Source organism: Bradyrhizobium sp. UNPF46, assembly GCF_006658625.1.
Lineage (GTDB): Bacteria > Pseudomonadota > Alphaproteobacteria > Rhizobiales > Xanthobacteraceae > Bradyrhizobium > Bradyrhizobium nitroreducens.
Genome location: NZ_LFJB01000083.1, coordinates 37,980 through 64,835 on the forward strand (window position 1 = coordinate 37,980; position 26,856 = coordinate 64,835).

A 26,856-nucleotide genomic window follows, 5' to 3' on the forward strand; every position below is an offset into this window, starting at 1 on the left:
AGAACCCGCCATGATCGAGGAGAAATTCGATGCCATCGTCGTCGGCGCCGGCATGGCCGGCAACGCGGCGGCGCTCACGCTGGCCCAGCGCGGGCTCAAGGTGCTCCAGCTCGAGCGCGGGGAATATTCCGGCTCGAAGAACGTGCAGGGCGCGATCCTCTATGCCGACATGCTGGAGAAGCTGATTCCCGATTTCCGCGAAGATGCGCCGCTGGAGCGGCATCTGGTCGAGCAGCGCTTCTGGATGATGGACGACCGGTCGCACACCGGTCTGCACTATCGTTCCGACGATTTCAACGAGGAGAAGCCGAACCGCTACACCATCATCCGCGCCCAGTTCGACAAATGGTTCTCGCAGAAGGTTCGCGAGGCCGGCGCCACCGTACTGTGCGAGACGACGGTGACCGAGCTAGCGCAGGACGCCTATGGCAAGGTGATCGGCGTGCGGACCGACCGCGCTGACGGCGAGATCCACGCCGACGTCGTGGTGCTGGCGGAAGGCGTCAACGGCCTGCTCGGCACCCGCGCTCACCTGCGCGAGCGGCCCAAGCCCGACAAGGTCGCGCTTGCCGTGAAGGAGATGCATTTCCTGCCGCGCGAGACCATCGAGGCCCGCTTCAACCTCAAAGGTGACGAAGGCGTGGTGATCGAAGCCGCCGGCACCATTTCCCGCGGCATGACCGGCATGGGCTTCATCTACGCCAACAAGGAGTGCATTTCGCTTGGTATCGGCTGCCTGGTCTCCGATTTCCAGCGCACCGGCGAGACGCCGTACGGCCTGCTCGACCGCTTCAAGCGGCACCCGTCGGTCGCGCCGCTGATCGAAGGCTCCGAGGTGAAGGAATATGCCGCGCATCTCATTCCCGAGGGCGGCTTCAAGGCGATCCCGCAGCTCTACGGCGAAGGCTGGGTCGTGGTCGGCGACGCCGCCCAGCTCAACAACGCCATCCATCGCGAAGGCTCGAACCTTGCGATGACGTCGGGCCGAATCGCGGCGGAGGCGATCTTCCAGGTCAAGTCGCGCAAGGATCCGATGACGGCGGACAACCTGTCGCTCTACAAGACCATGCTGGACCAGTCCTTCGTCATCAAGGATCTGAAGAAGTACAAGGACATGCCGGCGCTGATGCACACCCAGTCGCAGAGCTTCTTCCTGACCTATCCCGAACTCGTCTCCAGGGCGATGCAGAACTTCCTTCGCGTCGACGGCACGCCGAAGGTGGAGAAGGAGAAGACGACGTTCAGATCGTTCATCAAGGCGCGCTCATGGAGCGGGCTGTTCGGCGACGCTTTCCGCCTCGCGCGCGCCTGGCGGTGAGACGAGCACATAGACCATCAACGACGGAGACCAAACCATGTCGATCGAGCCATCCGTGCGTGTCGAGGACAAGCTGTTCTACAATCGTTATCTGGTCGATGCCGGACGAGCCCACATCAAGGTGCGGCCGCACACCAAACCGTCGCCGGAGCTTCTCAGCATGCTGAAGGCCTGCCCGGCACGTTGCTACGAGCTCAACGACAAGGGGCAGGTCGAGATCACCGTCGACGGCTGCATCGAGTGCGGCACCTGCCGCGTGATCTGCGAGGAGAGCGGCGATATCGAGTGGAGCTATCCGCGCGGTGGCTACGGCGTGCTGTTCAAGTTCGGCTGACCCGTCATGAAGCTCAGCGCCCGCAACATTCTCCCGGGGCGAATCGTCGCCGTCACCAAGGGCACGACGACGGCCCATGTGAAGATCGAGCTCGCGCCGGGCTTGGTCGTATTTTCCGCGATCACCAACGAGGCCGTGGACGACCTCGCCCTGAAGGTAGGCGACGCCGTCTCGGCCGTGATCAAGTCATCCGACGTGATGATCGGTAAGTAGCGCCGCAGATGCATCGGCGGGCAGGCGCGCCCGCTTCATGCGCGACGACATGTCTTGCCACCAGCCCTCGATCGCGCTCCGTTCGCACAGCAGGCTGGTGCCGATCCCGCCGGTAAAATCGTTCCAGGCGTCCAGGCATTTTTCCGGCACCGCCGTCAGCACGGGGATGCCGGCGGCGATCGCGTCGGCCAGCTCGTCGCGCAGGCCTCCGCCGCTGGCCTCCTGCTTGGAGAACTTGTTGATTACGACGAGATCGACATCCGCCGTGATCGCGCGGGCGACGGCTACCGCCGCTTCGGCCAGTCCCGCGGCGTCGAGCTTGCAGGCCATCGCGCCCGAGCCAAGCGGCTGGCGGATCGAGATCTCGCGGCCGGTCATGAGATCGATCGCCTGCATGCCGACCTGGCAGCCGGCGCCGTCCTTGACGTTGCGCTGGACGATTCCGCCGATCCGCTCGCCCGATCGCACCAGAGTTTCGGCGAAGTCGGCGAGCAAGGTGTCGACGTCGTGCTGGGCGCGGTAGAGGATTGCGGCGACTCGATTCGGGTCGATGTCGTGGAGGTCGGTGGGCATGGAGGGCATCCTTGTCGGTTTTCCTACGCTCTTCCGTCCTGGCGAGCAATCTCCATGCCGACCAGTGCGTCCGGCCAGCGGTATTGGATGGAGGGTATGCAGCGGGCCTTCGCGGACGACACGGCCTTGTTCCATCAGCACCAGATGATCGGCAAAGCGTTCGATCTCCGTCATGTCATGGCTGATATAGAATACCGGCAGCGACAGGCGATCGTGCAGCCGCTCGAGGAAGGGCAAGATCTCGCTCTTGGTGGCGCGGTCGAGCGCCGCGAGCGGCTCGTCCATCAGCAGCAGTTTCGGCTGTGACAGCAGCGCGCGGCCGATTGCAACGCGCTGCCGTTCGCCGCCGGAGAGGCGGTCCGGCGAACGGTCGAGCAGGGCGACAAGGCCGAGCAGCTCTACGACCTCGTCAAAGCCGATCTGCGCGCCTGCGATCTTCGGCGCACCAAACAGCAGATTGCCGCGCACCGACAGGTGCGGAAACAGGCTCGCTTCCTGGAACACATAGCCGATCGGTCGTCGATGCACCGGTCGGAACGAATGATGGTCCTGCCAGACGTCGCCGTCCACCGCGCAAAAACCATCAGTCATATGCTGCAGGCCGGCAATGCAGCGCGCTACGCTGGTCTTGCCGCAGCCGGACGGACCGAAGATCGCGGTGACGCCGGTGGCGGGCACGCTGAGTTCGGCATCCAGCACGAAATTGCCGAGCCGGCCGCGGAAGCCGGCGTTGATGCGCCCGGGTTTGGACGTTCTCATGCCGCAGCCCTCGCGGCGCGCTTGTCGACCAGCGTCATGGTCAGGATCACGGCAAATGCGAAGATCACCATAAGGCCTGCGAGCATGCTCGCCTCGCGCCAGCGCGAGGTCTCGACATAGTCGAAGAGCGCAACCGACAGCACCTTGGTGCGGCCGGGAATGTTGCCGCCGATCATCAGCACGAGGCCGAACTCGCCGACAGTGTGCGCGAAGCCGAGCACGGCCCCGGTCAGGAAGCCGGGCCGCGCCAGCGGCACGGCGACGGTCCAGAACGTCCGCAAGGGCGAGGCGCGCAAGGTCGCGGCGACCTCGAGCGGCCGCTCGCCCATGGCAGTGAAGGCATTCCGGATCGGTTGCACCACGAAAGGCATCGAATACACCACCGAGCCGATGACCAGGCCTTCGAAGGTGAAGGCGAGCGTGCGCCCGCCCCACAATTGTGCGATCCATCCGCCGGGCCCGTCCGGACCGAGCAGCACCAGCAGATAGAAGCCGAGCACGGTCGGCGGCAGCACCAGCGGCAATGCGACCACGCTGGCGACGATCTCGGTCCACCAGCCCTGCGCGCGTGCCAGCCACCAGGCGAGCGGTGTGGCCAGCAGCAGCAGGATCGCGGTCGAAATGGTCGCGAGCTCGATCGTGAGCAGCACCGACTGGCGGATCTCCGCTGACCAGACCTCCATGCGCGTCAGCTCTGTCCGTCCAGCGCGTAGCCGTATTTCTCGATGACGGCGCGCGCCTCGGGCCCCCTCAGGAAAGTCATGAACGCTGCGGCGGCCTCGTTGCCGGCGCCGGTCTTCAGCAGGACCGCATCCTGCCGGATCGGATTATAGAGCGCCTGCGGCACCACCCAACGCGAGCCGGCCTCGCTGCCGGTCAATTGCGACAGCGCGACGAAGCCGACCTCGGCATTGCCGGTCTCGACGAATTGATAGGCCTGGGTGATGGTCGCGCCCTGCACCAGCTTCGGCTTCAGCGTGTCATAGAGATTCAGCGACTTCATGGTTTCCACGGCGGCCAGGCCGTAAGGGGCCGCGGCCGGATTGCAGATCGAGAGTTTTGCGAAGGACGCAGCCTTCAACGTCGCTTCGCCGGTCACGATCCCCGGCGACTTGCTCCACAGTACGAGCTTGCCGATCGCATAGGTGGAGCGGCTGTCCGCGACCGCAAGGCCGTCCTCGACGAGCTTCTTCGGCCGCGAATCGTCGGCGGACAGGAAAACCTGGAATGGCGCGCCCTGCGTGATCTGCGTGTAGAACTGGCCGCTCGCGCCGAAGCTCAGCACCGCCTCGTGTCCTGTCTTCTGCTTGAAGATGGCGGCGATCTCCTTGGCGGCATCGGTGAAGTTGGCGGCGACGGCAACATTGGTCTGCGCGGCTTGTGCGGTGGTGGTTGCGAGCAGTAAGCCTGCGGCGACGGCGATCGTGCGAAACAGTTTCATGATGAACTCCAGCGGACGGTAACCGCCTCCGCGTCAGCCTGTTCGTCGCGAGGCGGCGGCCATGAGGGCTCAGCAATCGGCGTGCCGGATACGGCGACCGGAGTCTGGTGCGCGCCTTGCAGAAATCAGCGGCAATAGCAGAACTTGCTGCCCCGTGTGGCAGCGGGACCGACGATCCCTGTCGGATTTGCGACAAACGCGTCGGCAAGCCGACACCAACGAAGGGAAGGCACGATATGGCAACCGTTGCATCGCGCGCCGAGCTCGAGCGTCTGCTGGAGGACGACGTGCCTTACGGCGATCTCACCACCGAGGCGCTCGGGATCGGCGCGGCCAGGGGCGTCATGCAGTTTGCCGCGCGCGCGCCGATGGTGCTGGCGCTCGCCGAGGATGCCGCCGCGATCGTCGCGCTGGCCGGCTGCGAGGTCGAGCTGTTCGCGGCATCCGGTGCGACGCTGGAGCAGGGCGCGCCGATCCTGGAGGCGCGTGGTCCGGCCGCCAGCCTGCTGCGGAGCTGGAAGGTCGCGCAGACCCTGATCGAAATCTGGTCGGGTGTTGCCAGCGAGACCCGCGCCATTGTCGGGGCCGCGAGGGCAGTCGCCCCGCAGATTCCGGTTGCCTGCACGCGCAAGAACGTGCCGGGCACCAAGCGCTTTGCGGTTGCGGCGGTGAAGGCGGGCGGCGCCGTGATGCATCGGCTCGGCCTGTCCGAGACCGTGCTGGTGTTTCCCGAGCACCGCGCCTTTCTCGGCAAGCTGCCGCTGTTTCAGGCGGTCGAACGATTGCGACGGGCCGCGCCGGAGAAGAAGCTTGTGATCGAGGTGAAGACGGTCGACGCTGCACTTGCCGGGGCGGTTGCCGGTTTCGACGTGATCCAGGCGGAGAAGTTTTCACCGGCCGAGATCGCCGCGCTGGTCAAGCGCATGGCATCGATGGCCTATGCACGCGAACGCCCCGTGATCGCTGCCGCCGGCGGCGTCAATGCCGCGAATGCTGCAGCCTATGCAGAGGCCGGCGCAGACCTCCTGGTCACGTCGTCGCCCTATCTAGCTAAGCCGAAGGACGTGCAGGTGCGCATTATCGCCGCGGATGAGACTGGGATCCCTGACATGCGCTCGAACCGCTCTGCCCACACCGCGGGCAGATCGATCATTATTGGGAACGAAACCTAATTCTTGGCGTGGCTCAAACGGTGCCAGGTGCTGTTCGCCATGGGTGTCCATGGCCAGAACCTGTTCATCGATCGATCCAATCATACTGTGATTGCCAAGTTCTCCTCGTGGTCGGAACCGACGGACGGACGCGCCTTGTGGTTGACCCATAGCGCCGTCGCAGAGATCGGAAAATACCTTTCATAGGCTTGAAGCGGAATGAGCCGTCTGCCATACACCGCGCCGCTCTCGCTCTGCCGCGGCTTGCTGCCGACGTCGTGGCCGGCAAGATCAAGGGGCGCGTCGTGATTGATGTGAAGGCGCAGGATCACCTCTCACGGCGGGGTACGCCGTCGGCCTGTTGGAATAGCCAAGGGCTGCGCCGATGGTTCGGGCAGCCTCCATCACGTGAACCGAATACTCCCTGATCTGCTTGCGCTTGATGCGCGTATCGGGCCCGGACATGCCGATCGCTCCAACGAGTTCGCCGGAGCGACCGAGGATCGCACAGGCGCAGGCCGCAATGCCCTCTCGCCACTCGCCGTGCAGCACGGAGGAGTAGCCTTGCGCGCGTGCCAACTCGATGTCCTCGCGCAGCTCCTCGATCGTCGTTCGCGTCGTCTCCGTGTAGCGCCTGAGATGCGGTCGGAACCGTTCCAGGTAGTCATCAGGCACATGTGCGAGCATCGCCTTCCCTGTCGCCATGGTGAAGGCTGGTGCCCGCATTCCCACGCTCGTATGGGCGCGGATATGGTGCGCGCTTTCGATCTTGTCGACATAGACGACGTCGGTATCTTCGAGCACGGAGAGGTGAATGGTTTCGCCGGTGATCTCTGCGAGCTTGGTCATTGCCGGCCGCGCGACGTTGATGAGATCCATCCGGTGGATGACATGGCTGCCGAGCGCCCAGATCTTGGTCGTGAGCTCGTAAGTGCTGTGCGGGGGGATCTGGCGCACATAGCCCTGGGACTGCAAGGTCGTCAGCAGCCGATGCACGTTGCTCTTGGTGAGCTTCAGCTCGCTCGCGAGGTCCGTGACCCCGCGGGGCTGCTCGCTCAGAGCAAGTGCTTCTAGGAGACGCAGTCCCTTGGTAAAAGCCTTGTCCATCCACCAGCCAAAATAGGATGATCTTTCACTCGATCTAGCATGGCCGCGCGATCGGCAATAGCCCGCGTTTGGGATCGGCCCCGATCCTCCTCGGATCGGGGCCGATCAGCCGGCCTATTGGGCCAGCAGGGCGTTGAGCTTCTCCTGCCCGTACTCTTCGTTGGTGGAGTTTCCGGCCGGCGAAGGCCCGCCCCAGTAATCCGGGCTCCACTCGATTGCCTTCGAGATGTTGTCCGGGTTGTTGGCCCAGTAGCGGGCGAGCTTCTTGTCGGTGGCGGCCTCGAACACGACCCGGGAGGGCAGGGCGACCGGGAAGGTCGACGTCAGCTGTGCCGCGCGCTTGGGCTCGAGCCGCCAGGACAGCAGTTTCAGCGCGTTGTCGTAGTTCGGTGCGCCCTTGGGGATCGAGAAGAAGTCGTAGTAGACGAAGCCCTGGTTGAAGGTCAGTTCGATCGGAGCGCCCTCCAGGGCGAGCTTGCTCATCGAGCCGGTGTAGGCCATGCACATGTCGGCCTCGCCGTCGAGCAGGAGTTGCGGCGGCTGTGCGGCCGTCGTCCACCATTTGGCGATGTGCGGCTTGATCTCCTTGACCTTCTTCAGCGCCCGCTCCATGTCGAGCGGGTAGAGCTTGCTCTTCTCGACGCCGTCGGCCATCAGCGCCGCTTCGAACACGAAACGCGGCCAGGCCGGCATGCAGCGCCTGCCGGGGAATTTCTTCACGTCCCAGAAGTCGGCCCAGCTCGTCGGTACGTTTTCGCCCTTGTACTTGTCCTTGTTGTAGACGAGGCCGACGCCGATCACCTGCAGGGCCACGCCTTTCTTGCGCTTCAGATTGTCCGGCATCGCTGCCAGCGTCTGCTTCGCGCCGTCCGACAGCTTGGAATAGTCGATATCGGCCAGGCAGCAGTCGCCGAGCAGCTTCGTCTCCTGGTCGAAGATGAACGTCAGGTCCCATTGGGCCTTGCCGGCGTCGGCCTGAGCCTTGATGCGCGGGCCGCTACGGGCTTCCTGGACTGTGACGACCTTGATGCCGGTCTCCTTCTCGAACGGGTCGTACATGACCTTGCGCAATGCATCGCCATACCCGCCGCCCGGATCCTGCATGATCACGACGTTGCTCTGAGCCTGAGCCAGACCCGTTCCCATCGCGACGAACAGGGCTGAGGCCAGTACGGAAGCGGATAGCCGCCAGCGTTTCATTCCCAGCATCTTCTCTTTCCTCCAGTTGAAATCGATCATTGTGACGTCGCCTTCCGCGACGTCGCGAGAACGGGGCGTGCAAGGACGAGCCCGGCGACCACCAGCAGCACCTCCAGCGTCGAGACCACGGCCAGAACGGGGTTGAGCCGATAGTTGACGTCGCCCCACAGCATGAGCGGAAGCGTCTTCAGCTGCGCGCTCGACAGGAACAGCGTCAGCACCAGTTCGTCGAACGAATGCAGGAAGGCGAAGAACGTCGCTGCGGCGAGGCCCGGCATGATGGCCGGCAGCGTCACCAGGCGGAACACCGTCGATGACGACGCACCATGGACGGCGGCTGCCTGTTCGAGCCTGGTATCGACGCCCTGAAGCGAGGCGGACAGGATCACCACGACGATGGGAAGGCCGCCGATCGCATGCGCGGCGGCAAGACCGAAGACGGAGCCGACGAGATCGAAACGCAGGAACAGGCTGTAGAGCGACAGGCCGAGCACGACCGGAGGAACGATGATCGGACTGACGAGAAGCAGCATGATGGCTGACTTGCCGCGAATGTTGCTCCTGACGATGCCAAGGGCCGCCGAGGCGCCCAGCGCGATCGCGATGGCGGCCGACATCGCCGCGACGACCAAGGATGTCCAGAACGCCCGCATCCAGTTCGAATCGGAGAAGAACTGCTCGTACCAGCGCAGCGAGAATCCCGGCGGCGGGAAGGTCAGATAGCTCGCGCTGCTGAAGGAGATGATCATCACCACGATGATCGGGAGGATGAGAACGGCAATGACAATGCCGCCCATGAGGCGCACGGTCCACGTCCCGCAGCTCGCCGGCAGGCGCCCGAACAGCCGCAGGAGCGGCCAGCCGATCGCATCGGCAACCGAGGCGCCGAAGCTGTGGCGGCCGGCATCGCCCGTGTGGCGGTCCGTGGCTCTCGGCGCGGCCTCCGTCAGCTTGCGGCCGCCCCAGATGAACTCGAAGCCGAGGAAACGTCCGGCCACCGCGACCACCGCCAGCGTGATCGTCAGCAGCACCACGCCCAAGGCTTGCAGGAATCCCTCGGACGTGACCGAGTCCGCCTGCTGGGTGATATGCATGGCAAACATCTGATCGCCGGGTCCCCCGAGCAGGGTCGGTGTAATGAAGAAGCCGATCGCGGCGACGAAGACCAGCAGGAAGCCGGCGCCCATCCCGGGCAAGGTCAGCGGCAGCATCACGCGCCAGAACGCTGCAATGGGACCGGCGCCGCTGGCAAGCGCGGCGCGGGTCAGGCTTTGGTCGAGGCGCGCCACGCTGGAATAGATCGTCAGCACCATCAGCGGCAGAAGCACCGCGGTCATGCCGAGCAGCACCGTGCCGCGATTGAACAGAAGCTGCACCGGCTCGCTCAAGATGCCGATCGAGACCAGCAGCTTGTTGATCGGCCCGTTGCGGCCGAGCAGGACCATCCAGGCGTAGGTCCGGATCAGGATGGCGATGAAATAGGGCAGCACGATCGCGGTCGCGATCAGGACCTGGGCAATGCCGCGACTGCGGTGAATGAGCAGCGCGGTCGGATATCCGAACAGCAGGCACAGGCCTGCGACGGTCACCGAGATCTGCATCGTGCGGACGAGCGAATCCCAATAGAGCGGTATCGCGAACACCCGCGCGAAATACGACGACCACGATGGTCCGCTGACGCTGATGCGGATGAGATCGATCAGCGGGAGGAGATAGATGAAGGCCAGGAAGGCAAGCGCCGGCAGCAGCAGCAGCGCCGGATCCTTCAATCTCCTGACGAGATCAAGCCCCGCAGGACGGTGCGCCTGGACGCTGATCGATGCCGAGCTCATGCAAGCACCCAGCAATCCGCTGCACCCCAGCTCACGTGCAGGCGATCCCCGACGGAGGGCAGTGGCCGGTCCGCCATGTCGGTGCACCTGATCAGGAGTGGCTCTCCGCCCTCCATGTGAGCTTCGATCCGCAAGATCTCGCCCAGGAAGATCGCAGACGTGACGCTGACGGGCGTGGAATTCGCAGTCGGCTCGTTCGACACGGCAATGCGCTCGGGGCGCACCAGCACGGTTGCGCGCCCGACGTCGATCGTGTCGCGGCTTTCGGCGTTGAACACGTATCCCGCGCGGTTCTTCATCGTCAGCGTCGATCCGCGCTTCTGCAGAATCTCGGCCTCGATCAGGTTGCTCTCGCCGATGAATGAGGCGACGAAGCGATCGGTGGGATGTCGATAGATGTCCAGGGGGCGGCCGATCTGGACGATCTTGCCTGCGTTGAGCACCGCGATGCGGTCGCTCATGGTCAGGGCTTCGCCCTGGTCATGGGTGACGAACAGGATCGTGCTGCCGATGGTCCGGTGCAGATCGCGAATCTCGATCTGGATCGACTCGCGCAACCGCCGGTCGAGGGCGCTGAGCGGTTCGTCCATCAACACGACCCTCGGCCTCCTGACGATGGCGCGGGCGATCGCGACGCGCTGTTGCTGCCCGCCCGACATCTGCGAGGGGGACTTCGTCGCATGCTCCGTCAGGCGCATGATCTCCAGCGTCTCGGCGACGCGTCGGTCCGTGGTTGCCCGGTCGACGCCCGCCATGCGAAGCGGAAACGCGACGTTCTGGCTCACCGTCATGTTGGGAAACAGTGCGTAGCTCTGGAAGACCATGCCGAAGCCGCGCTTGTGCGTGGGCACGTTGTGGACGGGCTTGCCGTCGACGAGGATCTCGCCGTTGTCGAGGCTCTGGAATCCGGCCACGAGGTTGAGCAGTGTGGTCTTGCCGCTGCCCGAAGGGCCGAGGAGCGTGATGAATTCACCCGGCTCGATGTCGATGCTGATCCGGTCGACGGCGTGAAAGCTGCCGTATCGCTTCACGGCGTCGCGGACGGCGATGCTCGATCCGATGGTGCCACGCTCGCGGGGGAGGCCGCTTGGCGACGTCCGAGCGCCTGCATCGCCGGAGCGCGTTGTGCGCAGAGCCGCGGGCTCACCCATTCTTCTCCTCCCATTTGTTCTATATTGTAGAACGTTATTCCAATTATTGTTGGCGCAGCGCGCGCACTTGTCAAGTCGCGCCGTTCAGCCGCGACGAAGCCGCGCGCGCTGCGATCGTGTGCGCAAGCGACATCCCCTGCAAACAAAGGCCTATCCGGTGAAGCGAGATTGACAGTCGCGTTCAAATCCGTCTAACATTTATTTGGAATAGCGTTCTACAATATAGAACAATCTTTGGGAGGATGGTGGTGTTGAGCGAGCCTCGCGCAATGGCGAAGCACATCGAGCCGGGCATGCGCGTGGCGCTGCCGGTGGATTACGCCGGCGTCTCCATGGCCATGACGCGGCCGATCATCGAGCATGGCGCGGGCGATCTCGATCTCGTGTGCGTGCCGACCGGCGGATTGCAGGTCGACCAGCTCGTCGGCGCGGGTCTGGTCCGCTCGGTCGAGACCAGCGCCGTCTCGCTGGGCGAAGCGGGTGGCGCCCCCCGGTTCAACGCTGCCGTCAAGGAAGGCGCGATCCGATTGAAGGACGCGACGTGTCCCGCCATCCATGCCGGACTGATGGCTGCCCAGAAGGGCAGCCCCTTCATGCCGCTGCGGGGGCTGATCGGAACGGATCTGCTCCGTCATCGCGACGACTGGCGCGTCGTCGACAATCCGCTGGCGGACGGCGGCGATCCGATTGTGCTGATTCCCGCAATCAAGCCCGACGTCACGATATTCCACGTGCCGATGGCCGATCGCTTCGGCAACGTCTGGATCGGACGGCGGCGCGAGCTTGCCGCAATGGCTTACGCTTCCCAGCTCGTTCTCGTCACGGTGGAGCGCATCGTCGAGGAGAATCTGCTTGCGGACGAGATGACCGCTGCCGGCGTGCTCCCCGCGCTCTACGTCACGGCGGTGGCGCTTGCTCCGAAGGGGGCGTGGCCCTATGGCCTGTGGGGCGAGTATCCGACCGACAGCGCGGAGATCGCGCGCTACGCGAAGGCCGCGCGAACGGCTGACGGTTTCGCCACCTATATGGGCCAGGCGCAGATGGAGTCAGCGTGATGGCCGAGGTTCTCCCTCGCGAAGTGCTGATCTGCACGATCGCGCGGCTGCTCGATGGCGTGAGGCATGTCGCGGTCGGCGCCTCGTCTCCGATTCCCGCGGCCGGCGCGATGCTGCTGCGTGCAATGAAGGAAGCGGAGGGCGCGGTCGGCCCACGCATCTCCATCCTCGGCTCCGTCGAGCATAATTTCTTCACCAACGGTTCGGCGGAACTATTCGATTGCGCGGGTCAAGGTCGGATCGATGCGTTCTTCCTCGGTGGTGGCCAGATCGACGGTTTCGGCAACGTGAATCTCGTCGGCGCCGGCGACTATCCGCGATCGAGCGTGCGCTGGCCCGGTTCGTTCGGGTCGGCCTATCTCTATTTCGTCGTACCGCGCGTCATCCTGTTCCGCGAGGAGCATACGCCGCGTGTTTTCGTCGAGAAGGTGGACTTCATCAGTGCCCCCGGTGTCAGTCCGGACGGGGTGTTCCGGAGTGGCGGTCCTATCGCCCTGCTGACGGGCAAAGCCCTCTTCCGCTTCGACAAGACGCGGCCGGGTTTCGAGTTGGAGAGTGTCCATCCCGGACATGATCTCGCGGAGATCGAGGAGGCGACCGGCTTTCGGTTCACCCATGACGCCGAGCCGCCGCAGACTGCGCAGCCGGATCGCGCGACGCTCGATCTGCTCCGTGGCCGCGTTTTCGACGAACTCGCCGAGACTTATCCCGAATTTGCCGCGCAGATGCGGCGCGAGATTGGGACGGTCGACGCATGAGCGAGGTCAAGCGGGTCCCGCATTGCAGCCATTGGGGTGCGTACACGATCCTCGTCGAGGATGATCGCATCGTGGGCGTCGAGCCGTTCGAGCACGATCCGGCTCCTTCCCCGATCATCCATTCGGTTGCCGAATGGGCCAACCCGGAGCGCCGCGTGCTGCGACCGATGGTCCGATCCGGCTGGCTGGACAAGCGCGAGAAGAGCGATCGCCAAGGCCGCGGCCGGGAGAAGTTCGTGCCGGTCAGCTGGGACGAGGCAACGACGCTGGTCGCGGATGAAGTGCGCCGCGTGGCCGGCACCTTCGGCAACGCGTCGATATTCGCCGGCTCCTACGGTTGGACCAACTCGGGCCGCCTGCACCATGCCTCGTCGCTTCTGAAGCGCATGCTCAATCTGGTTGGCGGCTTCACCAGGCACGTCGACACCTATTCCATCGCGGCAGGTCCCGTGATCCTGCGCCACACGCTGGGCAGCGACGATGCGTGCGGCGGCCGCGCCAATACGCTCGACACGATTGCGCAGCACACCGAGACGCTGGTGGTGTTCGGCGCGCTCTCGCCTCGAACCGCGCAAAACGAGGCCGGCGGAATCGGCAGCCACCGGCTTGAAACCTATCTCAGGAAAATCGTCGCGCGCAGCGTCAAGGTCATTCATGTCTCGCCGCTGAAGGACGATCTGCCCGACTGGGTCAATGCCGAATGGTGGCCGATCCGCCCGAACACCGACACTGCGCTGATGCTCGGCCTTGCCGGCGAGATCGTGAAAGCGGGCCGGCACGACAGGGATTTCCTGGCGCGCTGCACCAGCGGCGCGGATCGCCTGCTTCGCTATCTCGAAGGCCATGCCGATGGCGTGCGCAAGGACGCCGCGTGGGCCGCCGGCATCTGCGGGCTCGATGCGAGCCAGATTGCTGAGGTCGCAAGGCGCCTGGTCGACACGCGCAGCATGCTGACGGTGAGCTGGAGTCTGCAGCGCGCTCATCACGGCGAGCAGCCGTTTTGGGCGGCGCTCGGACTTGCATCGATCGCCGGCCAGATCGGACTGCCGGGCGGCGGCGTCGGCTACGGCTACGCCTCCCTGGGTGGCGTGGGAGCGCCGCTCAACCTGGCCCGGTCTCCGGCCATCTCGCAACTGACCAGACCGATCGACAGCTTCATCCCGGTGGCGCGGATCACCGACATGCTGCTCAATCCCGGCCGGCCATTCAGCTATGAAGGCGAGATCCGCACCTATCCCGATACGCGGCTGGTCTATTGGGCGGGCGGCAATCCCTTCCACCATCATCAGGATCTCAATCGCCTGTCGGACGCCTGGACGAGGCCCGAGACCATCATCGTGCAGGATCCGATGTTCACGGCGACAGCTCAGCGCGCGGACATCGTGCTGCCGGCAACCACGTCGATCGAGCGCAACGATCTTGCCGGCAACAGGCGTTCCGACTTCATCCTGGCGATGAAGCAGGCCATCGAGCCGCTGGGCGAATCCCGCTCCGACTTCGAGATATTCGACGCCATTGCAGGCAAGCTCGGAGTGGCCGATCGCTTCAACGAGGGCCGGGACGAGATGGGCTGGGTCCGGCATCTCTACGAGGCCTGCCGCAGCGACGCCTTGGAACGCTTCGATTTCACGATGCCTGATTTCGATGCGTTCTGGGAAGCCGGCTATGCTCGCTGTCCGGTCAAGGCCGAGCACACGTTCCTCGCCGACTTCCGCAACGAGCCGGAGGCTCATCCACTCAGGACCGAAAGCGGAAGGATCGTGCTTGGCAGCGAGACTCTGGCCAGGCTGGACTATGCCGATTGTCGCTCGCATCCGGCGTGGATCGAGCCGGCCGAATGGCTCGGCAACGCCGCCGCTGCCGGCCAGATGCACCTCATCTCGCACCAGCCGGTCGGCCGTCTTCACAGCCAGCTCGAGACCGGCGCATCGAGCAGGGCCATGAAGCGCAACGGTCGTGAACGGGCTCACCTGCATCCCGACGACGCGGCTGCTCTCGGTATCGCCGATGGTCAGACGATCCGTATCTGGAACGGCCGCGGGGAGTGCCTGGCGACGGCCGAGGTCACGGACAAGGTTCGCCGGAGCGTGCTGGTGCTCCCGACCGGCGCCTGGTTCACGCCGACCGGCAATAGCGGCCTCGACGTTGCCGGCAATCCGAACGTGCTCACGCTCGACATCGGCACGTCTCAATTCGGCCAGGGCTGTTCGGCCCACACCTGCCTCGTACGGGTCGAGCCTCACGCCGCCGACCGGCGAGATGCGTTCGAGGCCTACCAGGAAATGCTTGTCGCGCTCGCGGCAGTCTAAAGGAGCTTGCAATATGTCTGCGCCAGCCATCAGCCGCTTTCCCGTCCCCGATATCGCGACACTCCCTCCTGATATCCGCGCGCGGATCGAGGCGGTTCAGGAGAAGTCCGGTTTCGTGCCAAACGTCTTCCTGACGCTCGCGCATCGCCCTGACGAGTTTCGCGCGTTCTTCGCCTATCACGACGCGCTGATGGACAAGCCCGGCCCGATCACCAAGGCCGAGCGCGAGATGATCGTGGTGGCGACCAGCAGCGCCAATCAATGCCATTATTGCGTCGTCGCACACGGCGCCATCCTGCGCGTGCGGGCGAAGAATCCGCAGATCGCGGACCAGGTCGCCGTCAACTATCGCAAGGCCGACATCACCGCGCGGCAAAGGGCGATGCTTGATTTCGCGATGAAGGTCTCGGCGCGCGCCTATGAGGTGGACGACGCCGACATCGAGGATCTCGAAGGACACGGATTCACGGAGGAGGACGTCTGGGACATTGCCGCGATCGCCGCATTCTTCGGCATGTCGAACCGCCTCGCCAATGTCGCCAGCATGCGTCCGAACGACGAGTTCTTCGCGATGGGCCGCTGAACGCCTCGGACGAAGACTGCAATGGTATCGCTTGTCATCGACAGACGCTTCCGGGGACCGCCGAACTCCGGCAACGGAGGCTATGTATGCGGATGTCTCGCAAGGCACGTCGCGGGAGACGCCGAAGTCACGTTGCGTGCGCCGCCGCCGCTGGAGCGGCCGCTCGACGTCCTGACGGGGGCCGACGGCGGGATCGAGTTGCGCGAGAACGACAGGCTGCTCGCGACCGCGTCCGCAACGAGGATAGACGCTCGGGATATTCCCGAGGTGAGCTACGAGGCGGCGGAAGAAGCCGTCGCCAGAACACCCTACGACGAGCAAACTCACGACCTGCCGACATGCTTCGTCTGTGGCCCCGCGCGCGGCCACGGCGATGGTCTGCGCATCTTCGCAGGTCCGCTGCGGGCGGGAGCAGTCCCGGGCAAGCCCGTGGTGTTCGCGGCGTCCTGGATACCTCACGGCAGCCTGTCCGGCGACGATGGCCATGTCGCGCCCGAATTCGTCTGGGCCGCTCTCGACTGTCCGACCGGCTATTGCAGCGTGGGCGCCCGTCACCTGGGATTGAAGGGCGACGAGACGGCCCTGCTCGGACGCATGGCGGCGCGGGTCGATCGCCGGCCACGCCCCGGCGATCGTTGTGTGGTTGCGGCTTGGCCGACCGGGCGGGAGGGCCGCAAGCTCTTTGCCGAGAGCGCCTTGCTGAGTTCGGACCAGGAGGTGTTGGCGATCGCACGAACCACGTGGCTGCTGGTCGACCGGCAGGTCCAGCGCGGAGCAATTGCATGAACGAGAGTGGGGGCAGCACATGACCAGACGCGAAGCAGAGCTCGAGCTTCGTCAGTCCATCATCGACGCCTGTCGCGAGATGGCGGCGCAAGGCATCAACCAGGGGACGTCCGGAAATATCAGCGTCCGAACCGGCGACGGCATCCTGCTCACGCCGTCCGGCCTTCCATACGACCGCATGAAGCCCGAGGACATCGTGGCCATGAAGTGGGATGGCTCATGGACCGCGCCGGCCGGCAACGTCCCGTCGACGGAATGGCGCTTTCACCTCGACATCCTGAGATCGAAGCCGGAGGTCGGCGCCGTCGTTCACGCCCATCCGATCTTCTGCACCATCATCGCGATCATGAATCGTTCGATCCCTGCGATCCATTACATGATCGCCGCGGCTGGCGGCAACGACATCCCCTGCGCGCCCTACGCGCAATACGGAACGGCCGAGCTGTCGCAGGCGGCCCTTGACGCGCTTCGCTATCGCCGCGCCTGCCTGCTCGCACATCACGGGCTGATCTGCATCGGTCCCAACCTGCGCAAGGCCATGTGGCTTGCGGTGGAGGTCGAGGTGCTCGCCAAGCAGTATCACGGCTGTCTTCAGCTTGGCTCTCCTCCGCTGCTGCCGGACGAGGAAATCGACAGCATCCTGAAGCGATGGGGACAGTACGGCCTGCGCGATAACGACGGCACGCTCAAGATATCCCCGCAACTGGGCTAGATGAATCCGCTCAAACCACTTTTCTGCGAGAACTCATGGCAAACACTCACGACGTCAGCGTCTGCGGCACTTATATTCTGGATATTCTGGGGGTCCCGGTCACCGAGATTCCGCCCGGTGGCGGCCGCTTGCTGATCGAGGAAATTCGGCTCGCAGTCGCCGGCACTGCCGGCGGAACGGTCGTCCCTTGCGCGCGTCTCGGTCTGAAGGCGCTCGCGGTCGGCGCCGTCGGCTCCGACGAGAAGGCCGACTGGATGCTGAACGCGCTGGAGCGTGAAGGCATCGACATCTCCCTCATGGAGCGGATGGCCGGCAGTCCGACCTCGGCCACGATCCTGCCGATCCGGCCCGACGGATCGCGTCCGGTCATGCACGCAAGGGGTGCGTCCGCCCGCTGGCGGATCGCGCCCGAAACGCAAGTGGCCGCCTGCCGGAGCAAGATTCTGCACCTCGGCGGGGTTGGCTCCCTGCTTGCGATGGACGGAGCGCCATCCGTTGCCTTGCTGCGGGACGCAAAAGCGGCCGGCTGCACGACGACGCTCGATCTGATCCAGGCGCGAGGCGAAACGCTGGCGCTGGTCGAGCCGTTATTGCCTTACGTCGACTTCTTCATGCCGAGCATCGACGAGACCAATGCCATGGTCGGGACCGATGATCCCGCCGCGTGTGCGCGGTTCTTCATCGAGAGGGGAGCGGGGGCCTGCGCCATCTCTCTCGGCGCGGATGGCTCTTTCGTGATGACACGTGACGGACGTCAATTCACGGTGCCGGCTTTCGAGGTCGCGGTCCGCGATACCTCCGGATGCGGCGATTCCTACACGGGCGGTTTCATCGCCGGTCTCGCGCGCAACTGGGACCTGCTCGACTGCGCCAAGCTCGCGACCGCGACGGCCGCGATCGTCGCGACGGGCCTGGGCTCGGGCGCCAATCTCGTGTCGTTCGACGAGACCGTGAAAGCCATGAACAGCCTCCCGGTCCGCAAGCCCGCTCGCGTCTGATCCATTCACACCTCAAGAAACATTCATCCGAACACCAGGGGAGAACGCAACATGGCCCGACATGCGATCGTGACCGGAGCAAGCCGCGGAATTGGTCGCGCGATAGCGCTTGGTCTTGCCAGGCGCGGCTACGATCTCGCGCTGACTGACATCGCGGCCCAGGAGAAGGTCCTCCTCGAGACCGTTGCGGAGGTCAAGGAGCTCGGCCGCCGCTGCATCCCGGTGCTGGGTGACGTCAGCGACGCCGCCGATTGCAGGCGAGCCGTGGCTGAGGCGGTCCGGGGTCTCGGGCACGTCGACGTCCTCGTCAACAATGCGGGAATACTCAGGCTGGCGACCATCGACGAATTGACCACCGAGACCTGGGATCAGACGTTCGCCGTCAACACGCGCGGCGTGTTCCAGATGACCCAGGCCTTGGTGCCGCACATGAAGGAGCGCAAATACGGGCGGATCGTCAACATCGCCTCGCTCGCGGCTCGAACGGGCGGTCAGGGACAGTCCCACTACGCCGCGTCGAAGTCGGCCGTGGTCGGCTTCACCCGGGTTTCGTCCATGGAGTTCGGAGGCTTCGGCATCACGGTCAATGCCGTATGCCCGGGCATCATCATGACGGAGATGGGGATGAACAATCTTCGCGATCCCGAGCGGGTCGCTTATTTCGAGAAGGTCACGGACCTGCACCGGCTCGGGCAGCCGGAGGACGTCGTCGGGCCCGTGGCGTTCTTCGCGTCTGATGATTCTGCGTTTGTGACCGGCCAGGCTCTCAACGTGGACGGAGGTATCTTCTACAGCTAGCAACGGCTCGATCGCCATAAGAAACTCGCTATCTTGCCGTTCCAATGCGTTGTTTCTGATCCGAAACTGGTACGGTTCGCGTGGTCTAGCAAGCGGCGGCCACTATCGGCTTGGCGTCAGACTTCGCGTTTCTCAGCTCCAGTTTGATCCCTGTCAACGCGAGGCCCGATGGCGACGGAATCTTTTCCGCCTGTTGAAGCGGACGAGGTTCGCGATGAGGTGCATTGTAACACTGAAAGACGGCAGCGCGATGGAACGGGCCATGGGGGCGCTGGCAAAATACCGGTATGCGGCCGGCGCGCTCCCGAGGGACATCCCCAGGAGTGGAAGTAGTGGCTTCTTGAAATCAACTCCGCTGAGGTCGAGGCTATCCGGGGCCATGTGCGTGATGGAGACGTCGTCGACATCAAGCCGATCAATGGATCGGATGGCGCTGAATGGCACTGATCGCAGGCTTTCCACATGGTCGATACGGCGCGGATTTGCTTGCCGGCGGTCATCGCCGCAGGTCAGCTGCCGGAAGCCTCCGCAATTGATCTTTCTCAACTTCGGATACGGCAGAGATGCAATTTTGAAGCACCGAAGCGTTCCGAACGAGACCGGGAAACAGTCATGTCTGCTGTGACCAAGATCGTGTTCTTAGGCGCGAGCAGCGCATCGTTTGGCATGAGCATGTTTCGGGACTTGTTCTCGACGCCGGATCTGACGGGTAGCCAACTGGTTCTTGTTGGCAGAGATGCCGAGCGGCTGGGCCGGTCCGAGCGCGTTGCGCGGCTGGTCAATGAGAGGACTGGGGCAGGGCTGAAGATCGAGTCGACGACGGACTGGCGTGCGGCGCTGGATGGTGCCAATTTTGTCGTTCATTCGACCGCGATTGACCGCAATCGGCTCTGGCGACTGGATTTCGAGATTCCCCGCAAGTATGGAATTCGCCACACGCTGGGGGAAAATGGTGGACCAGGCGGCTTGTTCTTCACCCTGAGAACGCTGCCGGTTGTTTTCGATTTCGTTCGGGAGATGGAGCGTCGCTGCCCGGAGGCGTGGTTCATCAATTTCTCAAACCCGGAAAGTCGGATCGTCCTAGCGCTGGGGCAGCATACCAAGATCCGGAGCCTTGGTTTGTGCCACGGCATTTTCCTGGCTCGTGCGCAGGTGGCGTCGATCCTCGGCTTGCCTGAGGAGCGCGTGGACGTCTGGGGCGCCGGCCTGAACCACTTCCAGTGTCTCCTGCACATTCGCGATCGCGACACGGGCGCGGATCTCTATCCCCAGCTCAAAGAGAAGGAAAAGAGGCTTCAGGAGTCTGTTGCGCCGCTGACCCGCAAGCTGCTGCGCGCCTTCGGCTACTGGTTAGGCTGCGGCGATAGTCATGTCGGCGAGTATTTCTCCTTCGGATGGGAGGGGGGAGAGGACGGCTACAACTTCGATTGGGACGACCGCGAACGCGCGAAGCTCCTGCAATTGATTGATGAAGTCCTTGCCGGTCGAGTCGCGATGCCGCCTTGGTGGTTGCAGCCCTCTGGTGAGCGGGCCGCGACGATCATTTGCTCTGTACTGCATGACCGGAAACAGCTGATCGAGTCGGGAGTGGTCTATAACCAGGGCGTGATTCCGAATCTGCCCGCCAACGCAGCGGTCGAGGTGCCTCTTGTTGCAGACGCGGCGGGTGTTCACCCCGTCTCCCTCGGACCGTTGCCAGATGCGGTGAGCAAGCTGATGGCCATCCAGGTCAACGTTCAACAGCTGGCCGTTGAGGCGGCTATGCAGGGCTCGAAGGAGCTTGCACTGCAGGCATTGCTGGTCGATCCCGTAATCAATTCCGAGGACGCGGCCCGAGGATTGCTCGAGGAATTGTGGGAGATCAACCGGCCCTACATTCGCAGATGTATCTGATGGCCAGCTCAAGATTCGTCTTCGACGAGCAAGCCGAATCGGATGCGACCATGGACGACATCGAGGCGATTGCGTCCATCGGCCCGCCGGGCGCTTCCCTTGCGCAACTTGGCCTCCAGCGTCTCGTCCTCGTCGAGCCTGCGCATCACGACGAGCCAGTCAGCACCGGACCGGAACCATCGATCGCGTACCCCGAGGCACTTTCAGTCAAGGGTACGACGCCCGATAAACGTCGCGTGCAAGCCGGCGATTGAGATTGACTTCCGCCATGCACGCCGTCCTTCGGCGCGCCAGGGTCGAAAAGTCGAGATAGGGAAGACGGACCGGCTTCTTGAGCTTGTACACCCTCGCGCCGTTCATGAAGACCCAGGACATATGGCTCTCGCGTGCCTGGAGGCGACCAGGAGCGGGGGTGTAGGTCTCGGGGAGGCTCAGGAATGCCACCTTGCGAGCAAGGGCAGAGACGCTGTCGTTCTCGGCATCCCCGGTCGAAAGCTCGTTCTGGCGGTCCAGCATAGCCGCCTATTGCCAAACGAGCAGCGAGACGGTTTGACGTCGATCAACGATCCAGAGCGGCGACGCAATAGTCTGGCCGAAATTCAAGCGGGTCCGCCGATATGCTCTTTCAGGACAGGGAAGATGCCGGCCGTCAGCTGGCGAGAGCCTTGGTGAAGTACAGGAGCCGCCATCCGGTTATCCTGGCGCTGCCCCGCGGCGGCGTTCCGGTTGCGGCAGAGGTGGCCGAACGGTTGGAAGCGCCTCTCGACCTGGTTATTGTCCGCAAGATCGGCGTGCCGATGCAGCCCGAGCTTGCGATGGGAGCGGTGGTGGACGGGACGCAGCCGCTCATCGTCCGCAACCAGGACGTCATCGAATTGGCTGGCGTGAGTGAGGATGCATTCGACGCGGTCTGCAAGGAGGAGCTTGCTGAGATCGAGCGGCGGCGCGAACGTTATCTGGGCGATCGCGTCCGGTCCGAGATTAAAGGGCAGACCGCGATCATCGTCGATGATGGCATTGCGACGGGGGCGACGACGCTCGCAGCGATCCGTGCGCTGCGAAAGCGGGAGCCGAAAGAATTGGTTCTCGCCGTGCCGGTGGCGCCACTGGAATCGTTGCAGCGACTGCACGGGGAGGTCGACGCGATCGTCTGCCTGGATACGCCACGGGACTTCGGCGCGATCGGTTACTACTACCGTGATTTTCTTCAGGTCGGCGACGAGGAGGTCATCGCAATCTTGAAGCGGTTCCCGGCCAGGAAGATGGCGACACCAGCCTCCTGATCCCCTGGGTTGCCCATGGATATGTCGCCAAGTGCGCTCCTGACCGACCTGTACCAGCTGAACATGGTGCAGGCCTATCTGGAAGCGGGCCAGACCGAGACTACCGTCTTCGAGTTCTTCGTCCGCAAGCTGCGGTCCCAGCGGAATTTCCTCGTGGCGGCGGGGCTGGAGCAGGCGCTGGAGTATCTGCAAGGTCTGCGCTTTTCCGATGACGCCGTCGTGGCGGCCCGACTGCGCAATTTTGCACGCGGCCACGACTATGTCGCGAGCTTCGCCGACACGGCGATCCTGTTTCGAAAGCGGATCACGTCGAAGACGGTGAGCGCGTCGAGCTGACGAACCGGCGCCAGGACAGGCGCTGCGGCCGGGAAGAACCGCCGTCCGGACAATGCCGGCCCGGTTGGACGACGACCCCGATCGCCTGTTCGCCTCCGTGCAACATGGTGCTTGCTGAAGAAACCCGAAGCGGATTGTCCGAAGCGCGCGGTCGATTGGCCCCGGGCGATCGACACAAGACCTTCGTCGGGAGCGACGAAGGGGGGCTTGGCTTGCCCATTGAACAACGTTAGATGTAAGCGATCGTGTAGTCCGTGGTTAAGTTGTTGTCTCGATCTGCTGTGCGAGTTGGGGGACCCGGCAAATCCTGCGTGGTTCCCGGTTGGGATCCCGGCCTGTTTCGGCCGGGTTTGAAGTTTGGGTCATGACCATTGCGATTGCGAAAGCGCCGGACGAGACCGCGGACACCACGAGCGGCAATGATCCTGAACTTTCGGCGTCGCTGCTTTCCTTCATTCTGGTCGCTAAATTCCTCGGTGTCCCCGCCGACGCCGGCCAGATCGCCCATGACCATGGCTCGCCGGGCGAGCGGTATCGGCTTGAGGATCTCGCCCGCATCGCCAAGCGCCTGAAGATCGTCGCCAAGGTGAAGCCCGCGGCGGCTGAAGCGCTTCACAAGGTTCCATTGCCTGCGCTCGCCGAATTGCAGGACGGCGAGGCCCTCGTTCTGCTCAAGGTCGATCAGCAGGAGGCCGGATCGCGCTTCCTGGTCCAGCGCGGCAATGGCGGGCGTCCCGAAGTGTGGACGGCGGAGGATTTCGGCGACCGGTATGCCGGGCGGCTGCTTCTCATGACGACGCGCGAGCTGATGGCAGGGGCGACGCGCCCCTTCGACATCAGCTGGTTCATTCCGGCGCTCGTGAAATACCGTGGGCCGCTTCGCGACGTGCTGATCGGGTCGTTCTTCCTGCAGCTGATGGGGCTGATCTCGCCCATCTTCTTCCAGCTCGTCATCGACAAGGTGCTGGTCCATCAGTCGCTGACAACGCTCGACGTGCTGGCGATCGGGCTTTCGGCGGTGCTGATCTTCGAGACGGGCCTGTCGGCGCTGCGCAACTGGCTGTTTGCCCATACCACCAATCGCGTCGACAGCGAGCTCTCGGCGCAGCTGTTCCGGCACCTGCTCAACCTGCCGCTGTCCTATTTCGAGGCACGCCGCGTCGGTGACAGCGTGGCCCGCGTGCGCGAGCTCGATCGTATCAGGGAGTTCCTGACCTCGAATGCCGTCACCGTGGTGATCGATCTGTTCTTCACCATCGTGTTTTTCGGCGTCATGTATGCCTATAGTCCGCTCTTGACCCTGATCGTCACGCTGTCGATCCCGCTCTATGTGGCGATCTCGGTGATCGTGACGCCGCCGCTGCGTGCCCGTCTCGACGAAAAATTCAAGCGCGGCGCGGAGAACCAGTCCTTCCTGGTCGAAAGCGTCACCGGCATCGGCACGTTGAAGGCGATGGCGGTCGAGCCGCAGATGCGGGCGAAATGGGAGAAGCAGTTCGCGGGCTATACCAGCACCGGGTTTCAGGTCGCAACGCTCGCGAACTGGGGCAGCCATCTGATCCAGCTTGTCTCCAAGCTGACCACGGTCGCCATCCTGTTCTTCGGCGCGAAAGCGGTCATCGCCGGCGACCTCTCGGTCGGATCGCTGGTTGCCTTCAACATGCTCTCGGGGCGTGTCGCGCAGCCGATCCTGCGGCTGTCCCAGCTCTGGCAGGACTTTCAGCAGGTGCGCATCTCGGTCGACCGGCTCGGCGACGTCCTGAACGCGCCGGCCGAACCCGATCACAATCCCAACCGGGCGAGCCTTCCGCCGATCAAGGGCGCGGTGAGCTTCGATCGCGTTCGTTTCCGCTATCGCCCCGATGCGCCGGAAGCCTTGCGTGGCGTCACGCTCGCAATCGAGCCGGGGGAGATGATCGGCATCGTCGGCCCCTCCGGCTCGGGCAAGTCGACGCTGACCAAGCTCGTGCAGCGCCTCTACGTTCCCGAGCAGGGCAGGGTGCTGGTCGACGGCGTCGATCTCGCGCTGGTCGACCCGGCCTGGCTGCGCCGGCAGATCGGCGTCGTGCTGCAGGAGAACATCCTGTTCAACCGCTCGGTGCGCGAGAACATCGCGCTGGCCGACACCACGATGCCGATGGAGCGGGTCATCGCCGCCGCTCAGCTCGCCGGCGCGCACGAGTTCATCCTCGGCCTTTCGCACGGCTACGACACGGTGATCGACGAGCGCGGCGGCAACCTTTCGGGCGGGCAGCGCCAGCGCATGGCGATCGCGCGGGCGCTGATCGGCAATCCCCGCATCCTGATCCTCGACGAGGCGACCAGCGCGCTCGACGCCGAGAGTGAGGAGATCATCCAGCACAATCTCGCCGGCATCGCCCGTGGCCGGACCGTCATCATCATCGCGCATCGCCTCTCCGCCGTGCGTCAGTGCGACCGCATCGTCACGGTCGAAGCCGGCGAGATCACCGAGACCGGCGATCACCAGACGCTGCTGCGCTCGGGCGGCCGCTATGCCCAGCTCTACACCAAGCAGATGGGGCGCTCGACGTGACGGCCTGGGTCGCCGAGCGCTTCCCGACCCTCGCCCGGCATTGGGCCGTGCTGCGGGCGAGCTGGACCATGCAGAACGAGGCCGACCGCAACCGGCGGCCGCGCTCTGACCACGAATTCCTGCCGGCTGCGCTCGAGATCATGGAGAAGCCGCCGAGCCCGGGCCTGCGCATGCTGCTGCTGATGACCTGCGGCTTTTTCACGGCCGCGCTGGTCTGGTCCGTCATCGGCACCGTCGACGTCGTCGCGGTGGCGAGCGGCAAGATCATCCCGTCGAGCAAGGTCAAGACCATCCAGCCGATGGAGATCGGCTCGGTGCGCGCCATCCATGTCGCCAACGGCCAGCACGTCGAGGAAGGGCAGCTCCTGGTCGAGCTCGATCCGACGCTCGCGACCGCCGACGAGGCGCAGGCGCGCCAGAACCTGCAGGCCTCCAGGCTGATCCAGGCGCGCAACGCAGCTCTCCTCGCTTATCTCGACGGCCGGCCGACCGGCTTCGTCGCCCCTGACGACGCGCCGGCGGCGATGGTTGCGGTGGAGGAGCAATATGTCCGCGCCAGCATCGCCGAATACGAGGCGCAGGTCGCCAGCCTGCAGCAGCAGATCGCGCAGCGCGCCGCCGAGCTGACCTCCGCCGAGGTCGAGATCAACAAGCTGCGCCTCACGCTCCCGCTCGTCGATCAATCGCTCGAGGCGCGCCGGCAGCTCACCGAGCAGGGCAATTTCGCGCGGCTGCGGCTGCTCGAATACGAGCAGCAGCGCATTGAGCACGTCCAGAACGTCGACGTGCAGCTCGCCAATGTGGCGCGGGCGCGCGCCGCAATGACGGCGCTCGAGGCCGAGATCCGCAAGCTGCGCGAGACCTTCGGCAAGACCGCCGTCACCGAGATGGTCCAGGCCCGTGACAAGGCGCAGCTCGCGGCCGAAGATCTGCGCAAGACCACGCGGCGGCGCGAGTTCCTGGCATTGCGCGCGCCCGTCGCCGGAACGGTGCAGCAGCTCGTGGTCGCGACGATCGGCGGGGTGGTGCAGCCGGCCCAGCCGCTGATGACCGTGGTTCCCGACGGCGCCGAGATCGAGGTCGAAGCCCAGGTCCTCAACAAGGACATCGGCTTCGTCCGCGAGGGCCAGCCGGTCCGCGTCAAGCTGGAGGCGTTTCCCTTCACCGATTACGGGCTGGTGCCGGGCATCGTCGAGAGCATCAGCCGCGATGCGATCGACCTGTCGCAATCGAACGGCCAGCCGCAGCGCGACGACAAGGGACGGCCGGTCCAGCCCGGCCTCGTCTACGCCGCGCGCATCCGCCTGTTGCAGACCAGCATCCGCATCCGCGACCGCCAGCAGATGCTCGGCCCCGGCCTCTCCGTGCAGGCCGAGATCAAGACCGGCGAGCGGCGCATCATCCAGTATCTGCTGTCGCCGATCACCCAGTCGCTGGATGAGGCCGGGAGGGAGCGGTGACCAAGCGAGCTTGCTGGATAATTGACATCATAGGCTCGTAGCCGACGCGCACGGCATGCGTCGAGCCATGGCAGCCAAGTCTCCGTCGCCGAATACAAATCGGCGACCGGCTCGTTTGCATGACGGCACGGTGACGCCGCAGTGTCGTTCGCGGCCGTTGCTCGCTTGCAGCGCGCCTTGCCGATGTGCGCTGAGCAGTCCGCCGCCAATCTCCTGAAACCGCGCCGAGTTCCATTCTCCGAAACTTCGATC

General features: G+C 64.5%; 25 protein-coding genes. 18 read left to right on the top strand and 7 right to left on the bottom strand.

Translation table 11 applies throughout. The features are described from left to right. The first annotated feature begins 10 nt into the window (after positions 1-10). The 3 genes from UNPF46_RS29520 to UNPF46_RS29530 are packed head-to-tail and all read left to right on the top strand — an operon-like array spanning position 11 to position 1,865. Positions 11-1,318, top strand: a complete 1,308-nt coding sequence (locus UNPF46_RS29520) for an FAD-dependent oxidoreductase (protein WP_100178703.1) — start codon at positions 11-13, stop codon at positions 1,316-1,318. A gap of 37 nt (positions 1,319-1,355) precedes the next feature. Further along, positions 1,356-1,652, top strand: coding sequence for a ferredoxin family protein (locus UNPF46_RS29525; RefSeq protein ID WP_100178704.1), 297 nt, complete (start codon positions 1,356-1,358; stop codon positions 1,650-1,652). Between the two features lie 6 nt (positions 1,653-1,658). Next, a complete protein-coding gene (locus UNPF46_RS29530) occupies positions 1,659-1,865 on the top strand; it encodes a TOBE domain-containing protein (RefSeq protein WP_080136000.1) in 207 nt (68 codons plus the stop codon). Here UNPF46_RS29530 and modC read toward each other — a convergent pair. Genes modC through modA form a run of 3 tightly spaced genes read right to left on the bottom strand, consistent with a single transcriptional unit; the run spans position 1,839 to position 4,638 of the window. Further along, entirely contained in the window at positions 1,839-3,197 is a 1,359-nt protein-coding gene (modC, locus tag UNPF46_RS38375) for a molybdenum ABC transporter ATP-binding protein (protein WP_142252331.1), read from the bottom strand. The two genes, UNPF46_RS29530 and modC, sit on opposite strands and share 27 nt — an antisense overlap. Continuing rightward, a complete protein-coding gene (modB, locus tag UNPF46_RS29540) occupies positions 3,194-3,880 on the bottom strand; it encodes a molybdate ABC transporter permease subunit (protein WP_142252332.1) in 687 nt (228 codons plus the stop codon). Before modB ends, modC begins: the two co-directional genes overlap by 4 nt. 5 nt (positions 3,881-3,885) lie before the next feature. Then, positions 3,886-4,638: a molybdate ABC transporter substrate-binding protein gene (gene modA, locus UNPF46_RS29545; protein ID WP_142252333.1), complete on the bottom strand. Its 753-nt coding sequence runs from the start codon at positions 4,636-4,638 to the stop codon at positions 3,886-3,888. A 236-nt stretch (positions 4,639-4,874) separates the two neighbouring features. Between modA and modD the strand changes: the two genes are divergently transcribed. Continuing rightward, positions 4,875-5,810 (top strand): ModD protein, encoded by a 936-nt coding sequence (modD, locus tag UNPF46_RS29550; RefSeq protein ID WP_142252334.1) that lies wholly within the window; start codon positions 4,875-4,877, stop codon positions 5,808-5,810. Positions 5,811-6,080: 270 nt separating this feature from the next. Here the strand turns inward: modD and UNPF46_RS29560 are convergent, their stop codons facing one another. From UNPF46_RS29560 to UNPF46_RS29575, 4 genes are all read right to left on the bottom strand, one after another. Further along, positions 6,081-6,896 carry an IclR family transcriptional regulator gene (locus tag UNPF46_RS29560; protein ID WP_142252336.1) on the bottom strand — a complete coding sequence of 272 codons (816 nt, stop codon included), beginning with the start codon at positions 6,894-6,896 and terminating at the stop codon, positions 6,081-6,083. Between the two features lie 114 nt (positions 6,897-7,010). Next, entirely contained in the window at positions 7,011-8,105 is a 1,095-nt protein-coding gene (locus tag UNPF46_RS29565; protein WP_100181333.1) for an extracellular solute-binding protein, read from the bottom strand. A 26-nt stretch (positions 8,106-8,131) separates the two neighbouring features. After that, entirely contained in the window at positions 8,132-9,928 is a 1,797-nt protein-coding gene (locus UNPF46_RS29570; RefSeq protein ID WP_142252337.1) for an ABC transporter permease subunit, read from the bottom strand. Beyond that, positions 9,925-11,079: an ABC transporter ATP-binding protein gene (locus UNPF46_RS29575; RefSeq protein ID WP_142252338.1), complete on the bottom strand. Its 1,155-nt coding sequence runs from the start codon at positions 11,077-11,079 to the stop codon at positions 9,925-9,927. Before UNPF46_RS29575 ends, UNPF46_RS29570 begins: the two co-directional genes overlap by 4 nt. A 269-nt stretch (positions 11,080-11,348) precedes the next feature. On the opposite strand from UNPF46_RS29575, the gene UNPF46_RS29580 reads away from it, so the two are divergent. From UNPF46_RS29580 to UNPF46_RS29650, 14 genes are all read left to right on the top strand, one after another. After that, a complete protein-coding gene (locus tag UNPF46_RS29580) occupies positions 11,349-12,134 on the top strand; it encodes a CoA transferase subunit A (protein ID WP_210248354.1) in 786 nt (261 codons plus the stop codon). After that, on the top strand, positions 12,134-12,892 hold the full coding sequence (locus UNPF46_RS29585; RefSeq protein ID WP_142252340.1) for a CoA transferase: 759 nt from the start codon (positions 12,134-12,136) through the stop codon (positions 12,890-12,892). The genes UNPF46_RS29580 and UNPF46_RS29585 overlap by 1 nt, the downstream gene beginning before the upstream one ends. Continuing rightward, positions 12,889-15,201 (top strand): molybdopterin-dependent oxidoreductase, encoded by a 2,313-nt coding sequence (locus tag UNPF46_RS29590; protein WP_142252341.1) that lies wholly within the window; start codon positions 12,889-12,891, stop codon positions 15,199-15,201. Before UNPF46_RS29585 ends, UNPF46_RS29590 begins: the two co-directional genes overlap by 4 nt. A 13-nt stretch (positions 15,202-15,214) precedes the next feature. After that, positions 15,215-15,784 carry a peroxidase-related enzyme gene (locus tag UNPF46_RS29595; protein ID WP_142252342.1) on the top strand — a complete coding sequence of 190 codons (570 nt, stop codon included), beginning with the start codon at positions 15,215-15,217 and terminating at the stop codon, positions 15,782-15,784. 132 nt (positions 15,785-15,916) lie between these two features. Continuing rightward, positions 15,917-16,570, top strand: a complete 654-nt coding sequence (locus UNPF46_RS29600; RefSeq protein ID WP_349628183.1) for a hypothetical protein — start codon at positions 15,917-15,919, stop codon at positions 16,568-16,570. 19 nt (positions 16,571-16,589) lie between these two features. Then, positions 16,590-17,282, top strand: coding sequence for a class II aldolase/adducin family protein (locus UNPF46_RS29605; RefSeq protein ID WP_142252344.1), 693 nt, complete (start codon positions 16,590-16,592; stop codon positions 17,280-17,282). 35 nt (positions 17,283-17,317) lie between these two features. Then, positions 17,318-18,280, top strand: a complete 963-nt coding sequence (locus UNPF46_RS29610) for a carbohydrate kinase family protein (protein ID WP_142252345.1) — start codon at positions 17,318-17,320, stop codon at positions 18,278-18,280. A gap of 51 nt (positions 18,281-18,331) precedes the next feature. Continuing rightward, the gene (locus UNPF46_RS29615) at positions 18,332-19,078 is read left to right on the top strand and encodes an SDR family NAD(P)-dependent oxidoreductase (protein WP_142252346.1); all 747 of its coding nucleotides are present in this window, start codon (positions 18,332-18,334) and stop codon (positions 19,076-19,078) included. A gap of 612 nt (positions 19,079-19,690) precedes the next feature. Beyond that, positions 19,691-20,971: a family 4 glycosyl hydrolase gene (locus UNPF46_RS29625; protein ID WP_142252347.1), complete on the top strand. Its 1,281-nt coding sequence runs from the start codon at positions 19,691-19,693 to the stop codon at positions 20,969-20,971. Positions 20,972-21,021: 50 nt separating this feature from the next. Continuing rightward, positions 21,022-21,225 carry a hypothetical protein gene (locus tag UNPF46_RS29630; protein ID WP_142252348.1) on the top strand — a complete coding sequence of 68 codons (204 nt, stop codon included), beginning with the start codon at positions 21,022-21,024 and terminating at the stop codon, positions 21,223-21,225. A 363-nt stretch (positions 21,226-21,588) separates the two neighbouring features. Continuing rightward, a complete protein-coding gene (locus UNPF46_RS29635) occupies positions 21,589-22,254 on the top strand; it encodes a phosphoribosyltransferase (RefSeq protein ID WP_142252349.1) in 666 nt (221 codons plus the stop codon). A gap of 15 nt (positions 22,255-22,269) precedes the next feature. Then, positions 22,270-22,590, top strand: coding sequence for a hypothetical protein (locus UNPF46_RS29640; protein ID WP_142252350.1), 321 nt, complete (start codon positions 22,270-22,272; stop codon positions 22,588-22,590). A 364-nt stretch (positions 22,591-22,954) separates the two neighbouring features. Further along, a complete protein-coding gene (locus UNPF46_RS29645; RefSeq protein WP_100178723.1) occupies positions 22,955-25,144 on the top strand; it encodes a type I secretion system permease/ATPase in 2,190 nt (729 codons plus the stop codon). Further along, entirely contained in the window at positions 25,141-26,604 is a 1,464-nt protein-coding gene (locus tag UNPF46_RS29650; protein ID WP_100178724.1) for an HlyD family type I secretion periplasmic adaptor subunit, read from the top strand. Before UNPF46_RS29645 ends, UNPF46_RS29650 begins: the two co-directional genes overlap by 4 nt. Positions 26,605-26,856 lie beyond the last annotated feature (252 nt).

Excerpts from the sequence above, each read along its gene's own strand:
- modC (WP_142252331.1), bottom strand. The coding sequence starts at position 3,197 with ATGAGAACGTCCAAACCCGGGCGCATCAACGCCGGCTTCCGCGGCCGG.
- UNPF46_RS29605 (WP_142252344.1), top strand. The coding sequence starts at position 16,590 with ATGACCAGACGCGAAGCAGAGCTCGAGCTTCGTCAGTCCATCATCGAC.
- UNPF46_RS29595 (WP_142252342.1), top strand. The coding sequence starts at position 15,215 with ATGTCTGCGCCAGCCATCAGCCGCTTTCCCGTCCCCGATATCGCGACA.
- UNPF46_RS29630 (WP_142252348.1), top strand. The coding sequence starts at position 21,022 with ATGGACGACATCGAGGCGATTGCGTCCATCGGCCCGCCGGGCGCTTCC.
- modA (WP_142252333.1), bottom strand. The coding sequence starts at position 4,638 with ATGAAACTGTTTCGCACGATCGCCGTCGCCGCAGGCTTACTGCTCGCA.
- UNPF46_RS29625 (WP_142252347.1), top strand. The coding sequence starts at position 19,691 with ATGTCTGCTGTGACCAAGATCGTGTTCTTAGGCGCGAGCAGCGCATCG.
- modD (WP_142252334.1), top strand. The coding sequence starts at position 4,875 with ATGGCAACCGTTGCATCGCGCGCCGAGCTCGAGCGTCTGCTGGAGGAC.
- UNPF46_RS29635 (WP_142252349.1), top strand. The coding sequence starts at position 21,589 with ATGCTCTTTCAGGACAGGGAAGATGCCGGCCGTCAGCTGGCGAGAGCC.
- UNPF46_RS29560 (WP_142252336.1), bottom strand. The coding sequence starts at position 6,896 with ATGGACAAGGCTTTTACCAAGGGACTGCGTCTCCTAGAAGCACTTGCT.
- UNPF46_RS29575 (WP_142252338.1), bottom strand. The coding sequence starts at position 11,079 with ATGGGTGAGCCCGCGGCTCTGCGCACAACGCGCTCCGGCGATGCAGGC.
- UNPF46_RS29570 (WP_142252337.1), bottom strand. The coding sequence starts at position 9,928 with ATGAGCTCGGCATCGATCAGCGTCCAGGCGCACCGTCCTGCGGGGCTT.
- UNPF46_RS29525 (WP_100178704.1), top strand. The coding sequence starts at position 1,356 with ATGTCGATCGAGCCATCCGTGCGTGTCGAGGACAAGCTGTTCTACAAT.
- UNPF46_RS29645 (WP_100178723.1), top strand. The coding sequence starts at position 22,955 with ATGACCATTGCGATTGCGAAAGCGCCGGACGAGACCGCGGACACCACG.
- UNPF46_RS29580 (WP_210248354.1), top strand. The coding sequence starts at position 11,349 with ATGGCGAAGCACATCGAGCCGGGCATGCGCGTGGCGCTGCCGGTGGAT.
- UNPF46_RS29590 (WP_142252341.1), top strand. The coding sequence starts at position 12,889 with ATGAGCGAGGTCAAGCGGGTCCCGCATTGCAGCCATTGGGGTGCGTAC.
- UNPF46_RS29640 (WP_142252350.1), top strand. The coding sequence starts at position 22,270 with ATGGATATGTCGCCAAGTGCGCTCCTGACCGACCTGTACCAGCTGAAC.
- UNPF46_RS29585 (WP_142252340.1), top strand. The coding sequence starts at position 12,134 with ATGGCCGAGGTTCTCCCTCGCGAAGTGCTGATCTGCACGATCGCGCGG.
- modB (WP_142252332.1), bottom strand. The coding sequence starts at position 3,880 with ATGGAGGTCTGGTCAGCGGAGATCCGCCAGTCGGTGCTGCTCACGATC.
- UNPF46_RS29565 (WP_100181333.1), bottom strand. The coding sequence starts at position 8,105 with ATGCTGGGAATGAAACGCTGGCGGCTATCCGCTTCCGTACTGGCCTCA.
- UNPF46_RS29610 (WP_142252345.1), top strand. The coding sequence starts at position 17,318 with ATGGCAAACACTCACGACGTCAGCGTCTGCGGCACTTATATTCTGGAT.
- UNPF46_RS29520 (WP_100178703.1), top strand. The coding sequence starts at position 11 with ATGATCGAGGAGAAATTCGATGCCATCGTCGTCGGCGCCGGCATGGCC.
- UNPF46_RS29530 (WP_080136000.1), top strand. The coding sequence starts at position 1,659 with ATGAAGCTCAGCGCCCGCAACATTCTCCCGGGGCGAATCGTCGCCGTC.
- UNPF46_RS29615 (WP_142252346.1), top strand. The coding sequence starts at position 18,332 with ATGGCCCGACATGCGATCGTGACCGGAGCAAGCCGCGGAATTGGTCGC.